Raw genomic sequence first — 15,831 nt, 5'->3', positions numbered from 1 at the left:
GGTGCGGGACAATCGTCGGGTGGACGATCTGCACGTGCCCCCGGGCCCCGGCGCGCCCCGCGGCCTCCTGGTGCCGGCGGGAGAGCTGCTCGAGCAGTTCTCCCATGCCTCGGGACCCGGTGGCCAGGGCGTCAACACCTCCGACTCGCGGGTGCAGCTCTCCCTGGACCTGGCCACGACGAGCGCGCTGACCGACAGCCAGCGCGCCCTCGTGCTCGAGCGGCTCGCCGGCAGACTCGCGGGCACCGTGCTCACCGTCAGCGCCGCGGAGCACCGTGCGCAGCGCCGCAACCGGGCGGCGGCGAGACAACGCCTGGCCACCCTCCTGCGCGAGGCCCTGGTCCCGGAACCCGTCCGGCGGTCGACCCGGCCCACGAGAGGCTCACGGCGGCGGCGGCTCGAGGGGAAGCGCCGCCGCTCCGAGACCAAGCAGTACCGCAGGCGCCCCGGACCGGAATGACGCGCGCGCCGGTGCAGACGCCCGGCCTGCTCACACGTTGAAGCGGAACTCCACCACGTCGCCGTCGCGCATGACGTAGTCCTTGCCCTCGATCCGGACCTTGCCGGCGGCCTTGGCCTCGGCCATGGACCCGGCGGCGTCGAGGTCCTCGAAGGACACGATCTCGGCCTTGATGAAGCCGCGCTCGAAGTCGGTGTGGATCACGCCGGCGGCCTGCGGGGCGGTGGCGCCCACGGGGATGGTCCAGGCCCGCGACTCCTTGGGGCCGGCGGTGAGGTAGGTCTGCAGCCCGAGGGTGTGGAAGCCGGTGCGGGCGAGCTTGTCGAGGCCGGCCTCGTCCTGGCCGGACATCTCCAGCATCTCCTTCGCCTCCTCCTCGTCCAGCTCCACGAGCTCGGCCTCGAGCTTCGCGTCGAGGAACACGGCGTCGGCGGGCGCCACGAGCTCGCGCAGCTGCTGCTGCTTCGCCTCGTCGCCGAGCACGCCGTCGTCGGCGTTGAAGACGTAGATGAAGGGCTTGGCGGTGAGCAGGCTGAGGTCGCGCAGCTGGTCGACCTCGAGCTTCTCCTGCTCGGCGGCACCGAAGATCGTGTCCCCGCGCTCGAGGATCGTCTGCGCCTGCTGCATGGCGGCGAGCTTGGCGGGGTCGGCCTTCTTGATCTTGACCTGCTTCTCGAGGCGCGGGATCGCGTTCTCGAGGGTCTGCAGGTCGGCGAGGATCAGCTCCGTGTTGATGGTCTCCATGTCCGAGGCGGGGTCGACCTCGCCGTCGACGTGGATTACGTCCGGGTCGTCGAACGCGCGCACCACCTGGGCGATCGCGTGGGCCTCGCGGATGTTGGCGAGGAACTGGTTGCCCAGGCCCTCCCCCTCGGAGGCGCCCTTGACGATGCCGGCGATGTCCACGAAGGACACGGTCGCGGGCAGGATCCGGTCCGAGCCGTGGATCTCCGCGAGCCGGTCCAGCCGCGGGTCCGGCAGGTTGACCACGCCGATGTTCGGCTCGATGGTCGCGAACGGGTAGTTCGCCGCCAGGACGGTGTTGCGGGTCAGCGCGTTGAACAGGGTGGACTTGCCGACGTTGGGCAGTCCGACGATTCCGATAGTAAGAGCCACGGGAGACCATCCTACCGGCCGGGCGGGCCGGCACACCCCGCGGGGCCCGGGGCCCGTGACGGAGCTCATGGGCGTGTCGTGGCGGGCGGGGCTTCCGGGACGGCGCGCGGTGGAGCAGAGTCGGGGCATGAGAACCTCCCCGGCCCCCAGGACGGCGCCGCCCGCGGGCGCCACCGGCTCCCCCGCCGTCGACGTCGCCGGCGTCCGGAAGGGCTTCGGACGCGGCGAGCGCCGCGTCCGGGCCGTGGACGGCGTGAGCCTGTGCGTGCAGCGCGGCGAGGTCGTCGCGCTGCTCGGGCCCAACGGCGCCGGGAAGACCACCCTCCTCGACATGGTGCTGGGCTTCACCGACCCCGACGACGGCACCGTGCGCACCCTGGGTGCCGCACCGCGGGAGAGCGTGCGGGCCGGGCGGATCGGCGCCGTGCTGCAGACCGGGGGGCTGCTCGACGACCTGTCCGTGCGGGAGACGGTCGCGATGGTCGCCACCCTGCACCGGGACCACCTCGCCGTGGACGAGGCCCTGGAGCGGGCGGGGGCCGCCGGGTTCGGGCGGCGGAAGGTCTCCAAGTGCTCGGGCGGCGAGCAGCAGCGGCTGCGCTTCGCGCTGGCCCTGCTGCCGGAGCCGGACCTGCTGGTCCTGGACGAGCCGACCGCCGGGATGGACGTCGGCGCCCGCCGGGAGTTCTGGGCCGCGATGCACGCCGAGGCGGAGCGCGGCCGGACGGTGGTGTTCGGGACCCACTACCTCGACGAGGCCGAGGAGTTCGCCGCCCGCACCGTCGTGCTCAAGGACGGGCGAGTGGTCGCGGACGCCCCCACCGCGCAGGTGCAGGCCCTGGCCGGCCACCGGGTGGTCAGCTTCCGGTGGGACGGACCCGGTCCCGTCGTCGTCCCGGGAGCGACCCCGCTGGAGCCCGCTGGTGGGCGCGCACGGCTCACGGGCCCCGACACCGACGCCATCGCCCGGCGACTGCTCGCGACCCCGGGAGCGAGCGAGCTCGAGATCACCCACGCCGGTCTCGAGGAGGCCTTCCTGGGCCTCACCGCCGACTGACCCGCCCACGAGACCCCTGTCCCGATCCGTCCCCGGAGGACCAGCACCATGAGCATCGCCTACGCCGCCCACGACCTGCGCCGCAACGTGCGCATGGTCGAGAACACCTTCTTCGTGGTGGTCCTGCCCGCCGTGCTGTACGTGATGTTCACGGCGCTGGGGGACTTCTCGGACCTGCCGGTGGGCCACGGCAACGCCGGCGGGTTCAACATGATCTCCATGGCGGTCTACGGGGCGGTCACCGCGACCACCTCGATCGCCGGCTCCGCCGCCGTGGAGCAGGCCCGCGGCTGGGGCCGGCAGCTCGGGCTCACCCCGGCGCCGCGGCACGGGTACGTCCTGGCCAAGGTGGCCGTGGCCCTGGCGATGGCCGTGCTGCCCGTCCTCGTGGTCTACGCGGTGGGCGCCCTGACAGGCGCCGAGCTGGGCGGCTGGCGCTGGCCCGTCACGGGCGCGATCGTCGTGGCCGGCTCCTCGGTGTTCGCCCTCTACGGCCTGGCGTCCGGGCTGCTGTTCCACTCCGAGTCCGCGGTGGGGGCGGCCTCCGGGATGCTCGTGGTGCTCAGCTTCTTCGGCAACCTCTTCGTCCCCCTCACCGGCGTGATGCTCGACATCGCACGGTTCACCCCGCTCTACGGCCTGGCCGGGCTGGCCCGGTATCCGCTCGTGGAGGGCGACGTCGTGGCGACCAGCGGGCCGCCCGTGGAGTCCGATCCCCTGTGGGCGCTGCTGCTCAACACCGGGGTCTGGGCCGCGGTCTTCGCCGCCGTGGTGCTGCTGGCCGTGCGCCGGACCACGGTCCGGCGCTGAGTCCGCGGCGGGCGGCGCCGCGGACCGGGCGGCGGTGGGCGCCGCTGCCGTGCGGTGTCCGGCCGGCGTGCCACACTGCTGGGCATGACCGTCAGCCTCGTCGTCGTCCTCGTCCTGCTCGCCCTGCTCGTGGGCGCCCTCCTGGGCGCCGCCGTGGCCCGGGCCCGTGCCGCCCGGGACGCGCGAGCCGCGGAGGAGGAGCGGGCCGGGCTCCAGGCCGAGCTCGCCGCCGTCCAGGACCGACTCGTGGAGCTGGCCTCCGAACGGGCCGCGGCGGTCGAGGCGCGCGCCCAGCTCGAGGACCGGCTGCGGGACGCCGACGCCCGCTCGGTGCAGGACAACAACGTGCTGCGGGCCCTGGCCCCGGTGGCCCACCAGCTGCGCTCGGTCGAGGAGCACGTGAGCGCGCTCGAGCGGGACCGAGCCGAGCAGTACGGCGGCATCACCCAGGCCCTGGCCCACACCCGCGAGGTGGGCGACCACCTGCGCACCGCCACCACGTCCCTGTCCTCCGCGCTGCGCTCGGGCTCCGCGCGGGGCACGTGGGGCGAGGTGCAGCTGCGCCGGGTGGTCGAGGCCGCGGGGATGACCGCGCACGTCGACTTCCGCGAGCAGGTCGCCTCCAACGGCACCACCGCGGACGGCGAGCGCAGCGCGATCCGCCCGGACATGGTCGTGCACCTGCCGGGGGGCCGCGACATCGTCCTGGACGCCAAGGCGCCCATGATCGCCTACCTGCGCGCCCAGGACGCCGAGGACGACGCCGGGCGCCGGGCGCAGCTGGCCGGCCACGCGAAGGCCGTGCGCGGGCACGTGGACGCGCTGGCCGCGAAGAAGTACTGGGAGGCACGGGACGCCTCCCCCGAGCTGGTGCTGTGCTTCCTGCCTGCCGAGTCGGCGCTGTCCGCGGCCCTGGACGCGGACCCGACCCTGCTGGACCACGCCGCGAGCCGCAACGTGGCGCTCGTCTCCCCGGTCTCGCTGCTCGCCTCGCTCAAGGCCGTCGCCTTCACGTGGCGGCAGAACGGGCTCACGGAGAACGCCAAGGAGCTCTTCGACCTCTCCCGCCAGCTCTACGAGCGGCTGGGCACGGTCGGCAAGCACCTCGACGACATGGGCCGGTCGCTGCAGAGGTCGGTCGAGACCTACAACCGGCTGACGGGCTCCGTGGAGACCCGGGTGTTCCCCACGGCCCGGCGGATCAACGACCTCGACCCCACGCTCGCGGAGGACGAGCGGCTCAGCACGCGGCCCCTCGTGGTGGCGCCGCGCCCCCTCACCGCCCCGGAGTTCACCGCGGCGGCGCAGCTTGCGGAGCCGGCGGAGCGCCCGGCCCGCACCGATCCGGGCGCCGGGGTGCCGGAGCGGCTCGACGAGCGCGCGGCGGGCTGAACGGGCGGGTCCGCCCCGGCCTCAGCGGGTGGGGCGGGCCCCCCGGCCGCCGAGCCGGTGGGAGGTGTCCCCGGCGGCGGTGAGCCGGGCGCGCAGCTCCTTGGGCAGGGAGAACAGGACGTCCTCCTCGGCGGTGACGACCTCCTCGACCTCGCCGTAGCCGTAGTCGGCGAGCAGGCGCAGCACGTCCTTGACGAGCACCTCGGGCACGGAGGCGCCGGAGGTGACGCCCACGGTGGCGACGCCCTCGAACCAGGACTCGTCCACCTGGTTCGCGAAGTCCACGCGCTCGGCGCGGCGGGCGCCGTACTCGAGGGCGACCTCCTTGAGCCGCACGGAGTTCGAGGAGTTCGCCGAGCCCACGACGATCACGAGGTCCGCGTCCGGGGCGATCTTCTTGATCGCGGTCTGCCGGTTGGAGGTCGCGTAGCAGATGTCGTCGCTGGGCGGGTCCTGCAGGGAGGGGAAGCGCTCCCGCAGCTTCTGCACGGTCTCCAGGGTCTCGTCCACGCTGAGGGTGGTCTGGGACAGCCACACGACCTTGTCCGGGTCGCGGACCACGACCTGGTCGACCTCGTCAGGGCTGTTCACCACCTGGATGTGCTCGGGCGCCTCGCCGGAGGTGCCCTCGACCTCCTCGTGGCCGTCGTGGCCGATCAGCAGGATGTCGTAGTCGCTCTTCGCGAAGCGCACGGCCTCGCGGTGCACCTTGGTCACCAGCGGGCACGTGGCGTCGATGGTGTGCAGGTCGCGGGACCGCGCGGACTCCACGACCGCCGGGGAGACGCCGTGGGCGGAGAAGATCAGCAGGGACCCCTCCGGGACCTCGTCGGTCTCCTCGACGAACACGGCGCCCTGCTCCTCGAGGGTGCTGACGACGAACTTGTTGTGCACGATCTCCTTGCGCACGTACACCGGGGCGCCGTAGTGCTCGAGCGCCTTCTCCACGGCGATGACCGCGCGGTCCACGCCGGCGCAGTAGCCGCGGGGTGACGCGAGCAGGACCTTCTTGGGCCCGTCGACGGGGGCAGCGGCGGCCACGTCCTCGGGGGTGCGCCGGGAACGGGGGACGGTGGGCATGGAGAGCGCAACGGTGGTCGGCATGGCCTCCATGCTACGCGGTGGGGCGGCGCCCGCGCCGTGATCCGCCCGACACCAGGATCGCCCCGACCAGGCCCACCACGCCCGTGATCCCGGCGGCCCAGGCGGCCGTGACCATCTGCTCGCCGAGGGAGCCGGTGAGCAGGACGGCGACCCGGTCGACGGCGAGCCGGACCACCGGGTCCGAGCCCATGACGCCGGTCGCCCGCTCCGCGCCGTGCTCCACGAGCAGCCACACCCCGCCCAGGCCGGCGAGCGTGCCCAGCCCCATCACGGCGAGCGTGGCGAAGCGGTGCCGGGTCACCAGCAGCGCGAGCGCCGCGAGCACCGCGGCGGTCCACGTGAGCGGGACGGCGAGGTCCGTGAGCCGGGTGCCGGCCTCGATCAGGCGCCCGGTGCGGGAGCCCGGCACGGTCATGGTGCCCTCCCGGTCGGAGAGCCCCACGTCCACGCCCGCGGTGCGCTCCACGGCCGCGTCCACCTCGTGGAGCATCGGGCCGAGGTCGAGCACGAGGTCCCGGGGCGGCTCCGTCACCCCGCCCTCGGAGGGGACGTTCGCCGCGTGCGTGCGGGCCAGGCTCTCCGTCCACGCGCGCTGGTAGGCCGGGTCGGACGTGAGGCCGACGGCGACGTCCGCGGCGCGGCGCGTCAGGTTCTCCAGGGCCCGGTCCAGGAAGGGCACCCCGGTGGCCCGCTCGCCCAGGAACCGGTCGGTCGCCTGCCCCACGGCGGTGCGGGCCAGCTCCTCCTGGAAGTCCCGGTCCTCCGCGAGGGTGCCCACCACCTGGGTGAAGCCGTCGCGGGAGACCACGGTGTCCTCGGCCCAGTGCAGGGGCACGAGCAGCGCCACGAGGGAGGCGGTGGCGAGGCCGAGAACCGTGCCGAGACCGGTGCGCAGGACCGTCGTGGCGCGTCGTCGGGAGCGGGGTCCGGAAGCGGGGGGTGCTGAGGGGCTCACAGGACCACTGTACGCAGGACGGGCGGGGCGCACGGCTGTCCCCGTCGGGTGGTAAGCATGAGGCATGACGTATCTGGAGCCGCAGCAGGACCCGCCCACGGGCAGTGCGCGGGAGCTGCCGTCGCGGGCGGACCGCACCACGCCGGAGAACCCGTGGCCGCTGCGGATGCTCTCGGAGAACCTGCACGCCTACATCGCCCGCTGCGCGCCCACGTGGGTCGAGGGCCAGATCATCGAGCTCAACCGGCGCGCCCGCGTCACCTACGTGACCCTGCGGGACGTCGACGCCGAGATCTCGGTGCCCGTGACGCTGTTCGCCAACGAGACCGCCCACCTGGACCGCCCGCTGGAGAAGGGGATGCGCGTGGTCGCCCAGCTCAAGCCGGACTTCTGGGCCAAGACCGGCCGGCTGTCCATGCTGGGCCGCGGCATCCGGCCCGTGGGCCTCGGGGACCTGCTGGAGCGGCTCGAGCGGCTGCGGCGGGCCCTCGCCGAGGAGGGGCTCTTCGACGCCGCCCGGAAGCAGCCGCTGCCGCTGCTGCCCCGCCGGGTCGGCCTCGTCACGGGGCGCAGCTCGGACGCCGAGAAGGACGTCATCCGCAACGCGTCCCTGCGCTGGCCTGCCGTGGACTTCGAGGTCCGGGAGGTCGCGGTGCAGGGCTCCGGCGCAGTGCGAGCGGTGACGCAGGCGCTGCGCGAGCTCGACGGCATGCCCGAGGTGGACGTCATCGTGATCGCCCGCGGCGGCGGTTCCTTCGAGGACCTGCTGGCCTTCAGCGACGAGTCGCTGATCCGGGCCGTGGCGGCGGCACGGACCCCGGTGGTCAGCGCCATCGGGCACGAGAACGACCAGCCGCTGCTGGACTGGGTGGCCGACCTGCGGGCCTCGACCCCCACGGACGCCGGCAAGCGGATCGTCCCGGACGTCGTCGAGGAGCGCGCCGGGGTGGCCCGGGCGCGGGCAGGTCTGGACCGCGCCGTGCGGGCGTTCCTGGACCGGGAGTCCGCAGGCCTCGCCGCCGTGCGCTCCCGGCCCGCCCTCGCCCAGCCGGAGGACATGATCCTGCTCCGGGAGGAGGACGTGGACCGCTGGCGCACCCGGGCGCTGTCCGCCGTGGACTCCCGCACGCTGCGCGAGCGCGACGCCGTGCGGCACCTGCGAGCGCGGGTGCGGGCGCTGTCCCCCCAGGAGACCCTGCAGCGCGGCTACTCGGTGGTCGTGGACGCCTCCGGCGCCGTGGTCACCGACGCCGCGGCCGTGCGCGCCGGCGACCCGCTGGGGGTGCGCCTGGCCGCGGGCGAGCTCGGCGTGCGCGCCGAGACCGTCTCCGCCCGGCGCCCCGGCGAGCGCCCTGCCTCCTCCTGATCCCCCGCAGCACCGACACCCCGACCGCCCCGAAGATTCCGAGCGTCCCGAGCGTCCCGAACGAGAGGTCCCACCCATGGCGAGCACCGACCACCCCGCAGCACCCGACCTGTCCGACATCCCCGGCCTGGGCTACGAGCAGGCCCGCGAGGAGCTCGTGCAGGTCGTCTCCCGGCTCGAGACCGGGGGCACGTCCCTCGAGGAGTCCCTCGCCCTGTGGGAGCGCGGCGAGGCGCTGGCCACCCGGTGCGAGCAGTGGCTCGACGGCGCCCGCGAACGGCTCGACGCGGCCCGTGCCCGGCGCGCGGACACCGACGGCGACGGCGAGGAGGAGGGCGCCGGGCGCGGCTGAGCCCGGCTCCCCCGTCAGGTCGGAGCCCGGCAGGGGTCAGGCCTGGCCGGTGGTCCCGACTCCGGCAGGAGTCAGGACCCGGCCGGGGGTGCCGACCTCGGCAGGGGTCGGCTCCGCAGGGGTCAGCTCGGCAGAAGCCAGCTCGGCGCGGGTCAGCGCGGCGGGAGTCAGAGCTCGGCGGGGGTCAGAGCTCGGCGAGGCGCCGGCGCGCCTCCTCGACGTCGTAGCCGGGCTCCGGCCAGTCGAGCCGCAGGCCCCTGAGCGCGGAGATCAACAGGTCCTGGACCACGGCCCGGGCGTACCACTTCCGGTCGGTGGGCACCACGTACCAGGGCGCGTGATCGGCGTCGGTCGCGTCGATGGCCCGCTCGTAGGCGGCCAGGTAGGTGTCCCACCGGCTGCGGGCCTCGAGGTCCGAGGGGTCGAACTTCCACTGCTTCGTCGGGTCGTCGATACGGGCGAGGAGGTTCTCGCGCTGCTCGTCCAGGCCCAGGTGCAGGAACACCTTGACGACGATCACCCCGTCGTCGGCGAGCTCCTGCTCGAAGTGGCGGATTTCGGTGTAGCGCCGCTCGAGCTGACGGTCGTCGAGCACGTCGTGCACCACGGGCACGAGCACGTCCTCGTAGTGGGAGCGGTCGAACGCGCCGATCACCCCCGGGCGGGGCAGCTGGCGCCGGACCCGCTGGAGGAAGTGCTGGGCGGCCTCCTCCTCGGTGGGCCGGCCGAAGCCGTGGGTGTGCACGCCGTGCGGGCTCAGCCCGCCCAGGACGTGCTGGATGACGCCGCCCTTCCCGGAGGTGTCCATCCCCTGGAGCACCAGCAGCACCCGGTGCCGGGCGCCCACCGTGGCGTTGGCGTAGATCTGGCGCTGCAGCTCGGACAGCTCCGCGTCCCGGGCGGCCCGCAGCGTGGTGCCGGCCTTCTTGCCCCCCGCGAACCCGGGGGTGGAGCGGGTGTCCACGGCGTCCAGGGACAGTTCCGGCCGGGCGCGCAGCAGGGGCCGCACGTCCTGGACGAACCCGGTGCCGGGGCTCCGGTCGGCTGCGCGCATGCTGGACCTCCTGGGGGTGCGGGGCGGGCCGCGGTGCGCGGCGCCGCCGGTCACTGGCGGTAGTTGCTCAGGAACTCCTCGATCCGGTCCAGCGCCGTGGCCAGCATCTCCACGGACGGGAGGGTGACGAGCCGGAAGTGGTCCGGCCGCGGCCAGTTGAACGCCCGGCCGTGGCTGACGAGGATCTTCTGCTCCTTGAGCAGGTCGAGGGCGAACTTCTCGTCGTCGACGATGTTGAACTTCTCCACGTCGAGCTTGGGGAACAGGTACAGGGCGCCGTCGGCCTGCCGGCAGGACACGCCGTCGATCTCGTTGAGCCGCCGGTGGGCGAGGTCCCGCTGAGCCTTGAGCCGTCCCCCGGGCAGGATCAGGTCGTTGATCGACTGGTAGCCGCCCAGCGCCGTCTGGATCGCGTGCTGGGCCGGGACGTTGGCGCACATCCGCATGTTGGCCAGCAGCTTGATGCCCTCGATGAAGCTCTCGGCCTTCCAGTTGGGCCCGGTGATCGCCAGCCACCCGGCGCGGTACCCGGCCACCCGGTAGGCCTTGGAGAGACCGGAGAAGGTCAGGCACAGCACGTCCTCGCCGGTGAGGGTCGCGGTGTTGACCATCTCGGCGTCGTCATAGGTGATCTTCTCGTAGATCTCGTCGGAGAACAGGATGAGCTCGTGCTCGGCGGCGAGGTCCACGATGGACTGCAGCACCTCGCGGGAGTACACCGCGCCGGTGGGGTTGTTCGGGTTGATGATCACGATGCCCTTGGTGCTGGGCGTGATCTTCGCCGCGAGGTCCTCGAGGTCGGGGTTCCAGTCGTTGTCCTCGTCGCACCGGTAGTGCACGGGGGTGCCGCCGGACAGCGCCACCGACGCCGTCCACAGCGGGTAGTCCGGGGACGGGATGAGGATCTCGTCGCCGGGGTTGCACAGCGCCTGCAGCGTCATGGTGATCAGCTCGGAGACGCCGTTGCCCAGGTAGACGTCGTCGGTGTCGAGGTTCATGATCCCGCGCGTCTGGTAGTACTGCACCACGGCGGTGCGCGCCGAGTAGATGCCGCGGGAGTCCGAGTAGCCCTGCGCGTTGGGCAGGTTCTTGATCATGTCCACGAGGATCGCGTCGGGTGCCTCGAAGCCGAACGGCGCGGGGTTGCCGATGTTGAGCTTGAGGATCCGGTGGCCCTCCGCCTCCATGTGCTCCGCCTGCTCCAGCACGGGGCCGCGGATGTCGTAGAGGACGTTCTTGAGCTTGTCGGACTGCTTCACCACTGACATGCGGTACACCTTACCCCCGGGCCGGGCGCCGCCCGGGGCGCCGCTCAGGTGTCGTCGCCGCCCTCGAGCCAGTACCGCGCGGCGTCCTCCGGGGTGTACGGGTCGCGGGCCGAGGTCATCCGGGTCATCAGCACCAGGTCGTCCGTGCCGATCTGCGCGGAGACCGCGTCGACGACGTCCGCGGCCGCGTCCGGCAGGTCCTCGGCGGCCACGGGGACCACGCGCTGCGGGACGAAGTTGTTGAGCGGGTCGGCCAGGACCACGAGGGCGTTGTCCTCGATCGCGGGCGAGGCCGTGAACAGGGCCGCCGCCTGCACGCGGTCCTGGAGCAGCGCGTCCACGAGGTCCTCCTGGGCGCCGAACGGCACGAACCTGCCGGGCACGCACTCGTAGGCCTCCGCCAGCCCCTGCGGGCCGTAGGAGCGGCCCGCGAAGTCGAGGTCGGTGCCCAGCGCCAGCTCGTCGCACACCGGCCCCAGGTCCTCCAGGTCGGTGAGCCCGTGCTCGACGGCGGTCGGACGGGTCACGACGACCGCCACCGTGTTCTCCGCCGGGGCCGGCTCGAGGGTCCGCAGCCCCTCGGGCAGCACATCCCGCACACCGGCCAGCACGTCGTCGTCGTCCGCGCGCTCCCCCCCCAGGCCCAGCAGCTCGGAGAGGTCCTCGGCGAGCCCGCCGTCCTCGGCGGCCGGGGACGGCGTCGGGGTGGGCGTCGAGCCGTCCGTGGGCGCCGCCGTGGCCAGGCCAACCGGGGCCCGGCCGCGCAGGTGCAGGTACAGGTTGCCGGAGTAGTCCGCGGCGACCTCCACGTCCCCCCGCTCGAGGGCCCCGAGGTAGTCGGCGCGGTCCGTCCCGGCGTCGACCACGCTCGCGTCGAAGCCCGCCTCCCGGAGCCGCCCGGCGTAGACGTGGGCGAGCACGGCCGTCTGGCCGGTGGGTCCCGCGGCGATCCGGACGGGCTCCGCGGCGGGGGTCGTCACGGCGACCGGGGGCGGCTGGGGGTCCTCCCCCGCCCCGCCGCACCCGGTGAGCGCGGCGACGGCGAGCAGTCCCGCGGTCGCACGACCGCGGCTCACCGGCCCTCCGCCGGGTCCGCGGGGCCCGCGGCGACGAGCCCGGCCAGTTCGAGGCCGACGGGCACGAGGCCGACCAGGGGCAGCTGCGGCAGCGCGGACAGGGGGAACCAGCGGGCCTCGTCGGAGGACCCGTCCAGCTCCGAGGTGAGTGTCCCGCCGGTGATGTGGGCGCGGTAGATCACGCGCAGCGCGTGGAAGGGCCGGCCGCGGCCGTCCAGTCGCTCGTCGGGCCCCATGTGCCGGCTGTGCACGCCCAGGAGCTCGTCGAGCTCCACGGTGAACCCGGTCTCCTCGTGGACCTCTCGGACCGCGGTCTGCGCCGGCTGCTCCCCGATCTCCATGCCGCCGCCGGGCAGGCTCCACGCCCCCCGCAGCGTGGGGTGGCGAGGGTTCCAGTGGCTGAGCAGCACCGCCCCGTCCTGGACGATGACGGCGTAGGCACCCACGCGGGTGTCCATGGGGAAACTCATGCCCCCATTCTAGGAACGTCCGGCGCGGGCCGGGGACGGCGCGCGCCGGACCCGGGGCGCGCCCGGCCCCCCGGGCCGGGCGCGCCCACCGGCGGCGCCGCGGTCGCCCCCGGGGATAATGGCCGGGTGAGCATCGTCGACAACGCCGTCTACCGGGGTGGGCAGCGCATCGCGTCCCCGGCCACGCTCGAGGAGACCTACCGCCTGCTCGCGCGGCTGCGGGCCGAGGACCCCCGCTGCGCCGAGCCCGGGGAGCACTGCCTCCTCGTCTGGATCGGCCTGCACCGGCCCTCCGCGAGCGAGCTCGACTCCCTCGCCGAGCACTTCGGGCTGCACGAGCTCGCCGTGGAGGACATCCGGCAGGCCGAGCAGCGGCCCAAGCTCGACCGCTACGGGGACATGCTGTTCACGGTGCTGCGCCCGGCCGTCTACCAGGACGCCACCGAGACGGTCGACTTCGGGGAGATCCACATCGTCACGGGCCCCGGCTTCGTGCTCACCGTCCGGCAGTCCGAGCACGGGCGGGTGGGCCGGGTCCGGTCCCGGGTGGAGGCCCAGCCTGCGCTGCTGGGCACCGGCGCGGAGGCCGTGCTCCACGCCGTGCTCGACCAGACCGTGGACGACTACTTCCCCGTGGTCGAGGGGCTCGAGAACGACATCGACGAGATCTCGGACGCCCTGTTCTCCGGCTCCGGGGACGGCCTCGTCTCGCGGCGCATCTACCAGCTCACCCGGGAGGTCAGCGCGTTCCACCGGGCGGTCGCCCCGCTGCAGATGGAGCTGCGGCAGTTCCTCGAGGAGCTCGCCGAGATCGGCGCGGCCCAGGAGCTGCGGCACGGCCTCCGCGACGTCCTGGACCACCTGATCCTCGTCACCAACAAGGTCGAGGCCTTCCAGGCCTCGCTGACCAACGCCCTCATGCTGGACTCCACCCAGCTCGCCGCCCGGCAGAACGAGGCCGCCATCGAGCAGAACGAGCAGATGAAGCGGATCTCGTCCTGGGCGGCGATCCTCTTCGCCCCCTCGATCATCGGCTCCGTGTACGGCATGAACTTCCGCTTCATGCCGGAGCTGTCCTGGGTGTGGGGCTATCCGATGGCCCTGGTCCTGATGCTGCTGACCGGCGTGGTGCTCTACACCGTCTTCCGCCTCAAGCGGTGGCTGTGAGCGCGGCGGTCAGGACCGGCCGCGCTCGCGGCGGGCGGCGTCGGACAGGCCCCGGCGGTTGCGCAGCACCCGCTTGAGCACCCACCAGCCGGCGAGGACCGCCACGGTGACGATCACCACCCGGGAGAAGATGCCGGCGTACTGCTCGGCGATGTGCCAGTTCTCGCCGAGGTAGTACCCGGCGAGCACGAAGATGGTGTTCCAGATCAGCGAGCCCGCCGTGGTGAGCAGGACGAACACGCCGAAGGACATCCGCTCGATGCCCGCGGGGACCGAGATCAGCGAGCGGAAGACCGGGATCATGCGCCCGAAGAAGACCGCGGCCCTCCCGTGCCGCTCGAACCACGCCTCGGTGCGGTCGAGGTCGTGCAGGTCGACGAGCGGCATCCGGTCCACGACGGCCCGCAGCCGGCGGCGGCCGAGCGCGGCGCCGACCCAGTAGAGGGCCACGGCGCCGACCACCGCGCCGAGCGTGGTCCAGAAGATCGCCCCCGCCACGGAGAAGCTGCCCTGGCTCGCGGTGAACCCCGCCAGCGGGAGGATCACCTCGGACGGCAGCGGGGGAAAGAGGTTCTCGAGCGCGACCAGCAGCCCGGCGCCCGGGGCCCCGATGGTCTCCATGACGTCGACGGCCCAGTCGGCGATCCCGCTCAGCGTCTCGGCGCCGGAGTCCTGGGCTGCGAGGACGTCCGGGCCGGGAGCTGCGGTGGGGGCGGTGGGGGCGGGGCTGGGTGCGGTCATGGGTCCTCGGTGCTGGGCGGGGGCGGTGGCGGCCCGGTGGGTGCGACCACCATTGTGCCCGACCCGGCCCGGGAGCGGCTGGACGGGCGCCGGGCCGCCGACGTGGTTCGTTACGCTTCCCCCATGCCCCTCCCCGTCCTCCTCCCCCTGTCCTCCCCCGTCCCCGGCCTCGACCCGATGTGGGAGTTCTGGCTCGACAAGCCGCTGCGGATCCTGCTGGTGCTGCTGGGCGCCTCGATCCTGGCGGCGGTGGTGCGTCTGCTGATCCGCCGGGTCACCGGGGGGATCGCGAAGGGCAGCCGGTCGCGGATCGTGCGCCGGATGGAGCGGGGCCGGCCGCGCTGGGTCGAGGACGCGGGCCTGGCCGGCGCCCGGCAGGTCCAGCGCGCCCACACCATCGGCTCGGTGCTCTCGTCCGTGGCGACGGTGGTGATCTGGGCCGTCGCCCTGGTGATGATCATCTCGGAGCTGGACTACGACATCGGTCCCGTCCTGGCGTCCGCCGGCATCGCCGGCGTGGCCCTGAGCTTCGGGGCGCAGTCGCTCGTGAAGGACTACCTGTCCGGGATCTTCATGGTCGCGGAGGACCAGCTCGGCATCGGGGACGTCGTCGACCTCGGGGAGGCGAGCGGGACCGTCGAGTCCGTGGGGCTGCGCGTGACCCAGGTCCGGGACGTCAACGGCACCCTGTGGCACGTGCGCAACGGGGAGATCCTGCGCGTGGGCAACCAGTCCCAGGGCTGGGCCCGCTGCGTGCTGGACCTGCCGGTGCCCTACGACACGAACATCGAGCTGGTGACGGAGCTGATCCTGCACGAGGCGGGCCTGCTGCGGGACGACCCGAAGGTGGGCGAGTACATCACCGAGGACCCGGAGGTGTGGGGCGTCGAGGCCGTGACCGGCGAGTCCGTCACCGTGCGCGTGGCGGTGCGCACCGTGCCCCTCAAGCAGTGGGACGTGGCCCGGGCGCTGCGGCTGCGGCTCAAGAAGATGCTCGACCGCGAGGGCCTGCACGTGCCCCTGCTGAACCAGACCGTGATCCGGCAGGCCGATGCCGGCGCCGCCCCCGGCCCGCCGGAGACGGGCCAGGTCCGGGCCGTCCGGCGCGATGTGCCAGGATCGGACGCATGAGCATCGTCAAGATCAACGCCATCACCGTCCCCGCCGACTCCGGCGACGAGCTGGGCCGGCGCTTCGCCGCCCACAGCGGGTCCATGGCCGGGGTCGCCGGCTTCGAGGGCTTCGAGCTGCTGCAGCCCACGGACGGGCGCACGCAGTGGCTCGTGCTCACCCGGTGGGCCGACGAGCAGTCCTACGACGCCTGGCGGTCCTCGCAGGACTTCGCCCGCTCCCACGGCGGCGGGGAGGGCGAGCGCCCGCGTCCCGTGGGCACCTCCTCGGAGCTGTGGTCCTACTCGGTGGCCGTCGAGCAGCAGTAGGCCG

Annotated in this window: 17 protein-coding genes; 9 read left to right on the top strand and 8 right to left on the bottom strand. The window is 73.7% G+C overall.

From position 1 onward, the window contains the following. The first annotated feature begins 19 nt into the window (after window positions 1–19). Window positions 20–460: an alternative ribosome rescue aminoacyl-tRNA hydrolase ArfB gene (arfB, locus tag RCG67_RS07810; RefSeq protein WP_368825608.1), complete on the top strand. Its 441-nt coding sequence runs from the start codon at window positions 20–22 to the stop codon at window positions 458–460. A gap of 30 nt (window positions 461–490) precedes the next feature. On the opposite strand, the gene ychF is transcribed toward arfB, so the two are convergent. Continuing rightward, on the bottom strand, window positions 491–1,576 hold the full coding sequence (gene ychF / locus RCG67_RS07805) for a redox-regulated ATPase YchF (protein ID WP_368825607.1): 1,086 nt from the start codon (window positions 1,574–1,576) through the stop codon (window positions 491–493). 127 nt (window positions 1,577–1,703) lie between these two features. Between ychF and RCG67_RS07800 the strand changes: the two genes are divergently transcribed. The 3 genes from RCG67_RS07800 to RCG67_RS07790 all read left to right on the top strand — a co-directional run bounded on the left by RCG67_RS07800 (window position 1,704) and on the right by RCG67_RS07790 (window position 4,835). Continuing rightward, complete coding sequence (locus RCG67_RS07800; protein WP_368825606.1) at window positions 1,704–2,633, top strand: ABC transporter ATP-binding protein; 930 nt, start codon at window positions 1,704–1,706, stop codon at window positions 2,631–2,633. Between the two features lie 48 nt (window positions 2,634–2,681). Beyond that, complete coding sequence (locus RCG67_RS07795; RefSeq protein WP_368825605.1) at window positions 2,682–3,443, top strand: ABC transporter permease; 762 nt, start codon at window positions 2,682–2,684, stop codon at window positions 3,441–3,443. Window positions 3,444–3,527: 84 nt separating this feature from the next. Next, window positions 3,528–4,835 carry a DNA recombination protein RmuC gene (locus tag RCG67_RS07790; RefSeq protein ID WP_368825604.1) on the top strand — a complete coding sequence of 436 codons (1,308 nt, stop codon included), beginning with the start codon at window positions 3,528–3,530 and terminating at the stop codon, window positions 4,833–4,835. Between the two features lie 21 nt (window positions 4,836–4,856). Here the strand turns inward: RCG67_RS07790 and RCG67_RS07785 are convergent, their stop codons facing one another. Then, window positions 4,857–5,939 (bottom strand): 4-hydroxy-3-methylbut-2-enyl diphosphate reductase, encoded by a 1,083-nt coding sequence (locus RCG67_RS07785; protein WP_368825603.1) that lies wholly within the window; start codon window positions 5,937–5,939, stop codon window positions 4,857–4,859. 10 nt (window positions 5,940–5,949) lie between these two features. Continuing rightward, entirely contained in the window at window positions 5,950–6,894 is a 945-nt protein-coding gene (locus RCG67_RS07780) for a hypothetical protein (protein ID WP_368825602.1), read from the bottom strand. A 64-nt stretch (window positions 6,895–6,958) separates the two neighbouring features. On the opposite strand from RCG67_RS07780, the gene xseA reads away from it, so the two are divergent. Both xseA and RCG67_RS07770 read left to right on the top strand, forming a co-directional pair. Next, window positions 6,959–8,260: an exodeoxyribonuclease VII large subunit gene (xseA, locus tag RCG67_RS07775; protein ID WP_368825601.1), complete on the top strand. Its 1,302-nt coding sequence runs from the start codon at window positions 6,959–6,961 to the stop codon at window positions 8,258–8,260. Between the two features lie 76 nt (window positions 8,261–8,336). Continuing rightward, a complete protein-coding gene (locus RCG67_RS07770) occupies window positions 8,337–8,612 on the top strand; it encodes an exodeoxyribonuclease VII small subunit (RefSeq protein ID WP_058872593.1) in 276 nt (91 codons plus the stop codon). 184 nt (window positions 8,613–8,796) lie between these two features. Here the strand turns inward: RCG67_RS07770 and RCG67_RS07765 are convergent, their stop codons facing one another. Genes RCG67_RS07765 through RCG67_RS07750 form a run of 4 tightly spaced genes read right to left on the bottom strand, consistent with a single transcriptional unit; the run spans window position 8,797 to window position 12,480 of the window. Next, window positions 8,797–9,666, bottom strand: a complete 870-nt coding sequence (locus tag RCG67_RS07765) for a PPK2 family polyphosphate kinase (RefSeq protein WP_368825600.1) — start codon at window positions 9,664–9,666, stop codon at window positions 8,797–8,799. A gap of 50 nt (window positions 9,667–9,716) precedes the next feature. Continuing rightward, window positions 9,717–10,934 (bottom strand): pyridoxal phosphate-dependent aminotransferase, encoded by a 1,218-nt coding sequence (locus tag RCG67_RS07760; protein WP_058872591.1) that lies wholly within the window; start codon window positions 10,932–10,934, stop codon window positions 9,717–9,719. A gap of 44 nt (window positions 10,935–10,978) precedes the next feature. Beyond that, on the bottom strand, window positions 10,979–12,010 hold the full coding sequence (locus tag RCG67_RS07755) for a glycine betaine ABC transporter substrate-binding protein (RefSeq protein WP_368825599.1): 1,032 nt from the start codon (window positions 12,008–12,010) through the stop codon (window positions 10,979–10,981). Then, window positions 12,007–12,480, bottom strand: coding sequence for an NUDIX hydrolase (locus RCG67_RS07750; protein ID WP_368825598.1), 474 nt, complete (start codon window positions 12,478–12,480; stop codon window positions 12,007–12,009). The genes RCG67_RS07755 and RCG67_RS07750 overlap by 4 nt, the downstream gene beginning before the upstream one ends. A gap of 126 nt (window positions 12,481–12,606) precedes the next feature. On the opposite strand from RCG67_RS07750, the gene corA reads away from it, so the two are divergent. Continuing rightward, a complete protein-coding gene (gene corA / locus RCG67_RS07745) occupies window positions 12,607–13,647 on the top strand; it encodes a magnesium/cobalt transporter CorA (RefSeq protein WP_368825597.1) in 1,041 nt (346 codons plus the stop codon). 9 nt (window positions 13,648–13,656) lie between these two features. Here corA and RCG67_RS07740 read toward each other — a convergent pair whose 3' ends face one another. Next, a complete protein-coding gene (locus RCG67_RS07740) occupies window positions 13,657–14,388 on the bottom strand; it encodes a DedA family protein (RefSeq protein WP_368825596.1) in 732 nt (243 codons plus the stop codon). Window positions 14,389–14,511: 123 nt separating this feature from the next. Between RCG67_RS07740 and RCG67_RS07735 the strand changes: the two genes are divergently transcribed. Both RCG67_RS07735 and RCG67_RS07730 read left to right on the top strand, forming a co-directional pair. After that, window positions 14,512–15,519, top strand: coding sequence for a mechanosensitive ion channel family protein (locus RCG67_RS07735; protein ID WP_058872586.1), 1,008 nt, complete (start codon window positions 14,512–14,514; stop codon window positions 15,517–15,519). Continuing rightward, on the top strand, window positions 15,516–15,827 hold the full coding sequence (locus tag RCG67_RS07730; RefSeq protein ID WP_368825595.1) for an antibiotic biosynthesis monooxygenase family protein: 312 nt from the start codon (window positions 15,516–15,518) through the stop codon (window positions 15,825–15,827). Before RCG67_RS07735 ends, RCG67_RS07730 begins: the two co-directional genes overlap by 4 nt. The last annotated feature ends 4 nt before the right edge of the window (window positions 15,828–15,831 follow it).

Source organism: Kocuria cellulosilytica, assembly GCF_040981245.1.
In the GTDB taxonomy this organism is placed as follows: domain Bacteria; phylum Actinomycetota; class Actinomycetes; order Actinomycetales; family Micrococcaceae; genus Kocuria; species Kocuria cellulosilytica.
The sequence above is the reverse complement of the archived record's forward strand: the minus strand, read 5'-3'. Positions and strand labels throughout refer to the sequence as shown.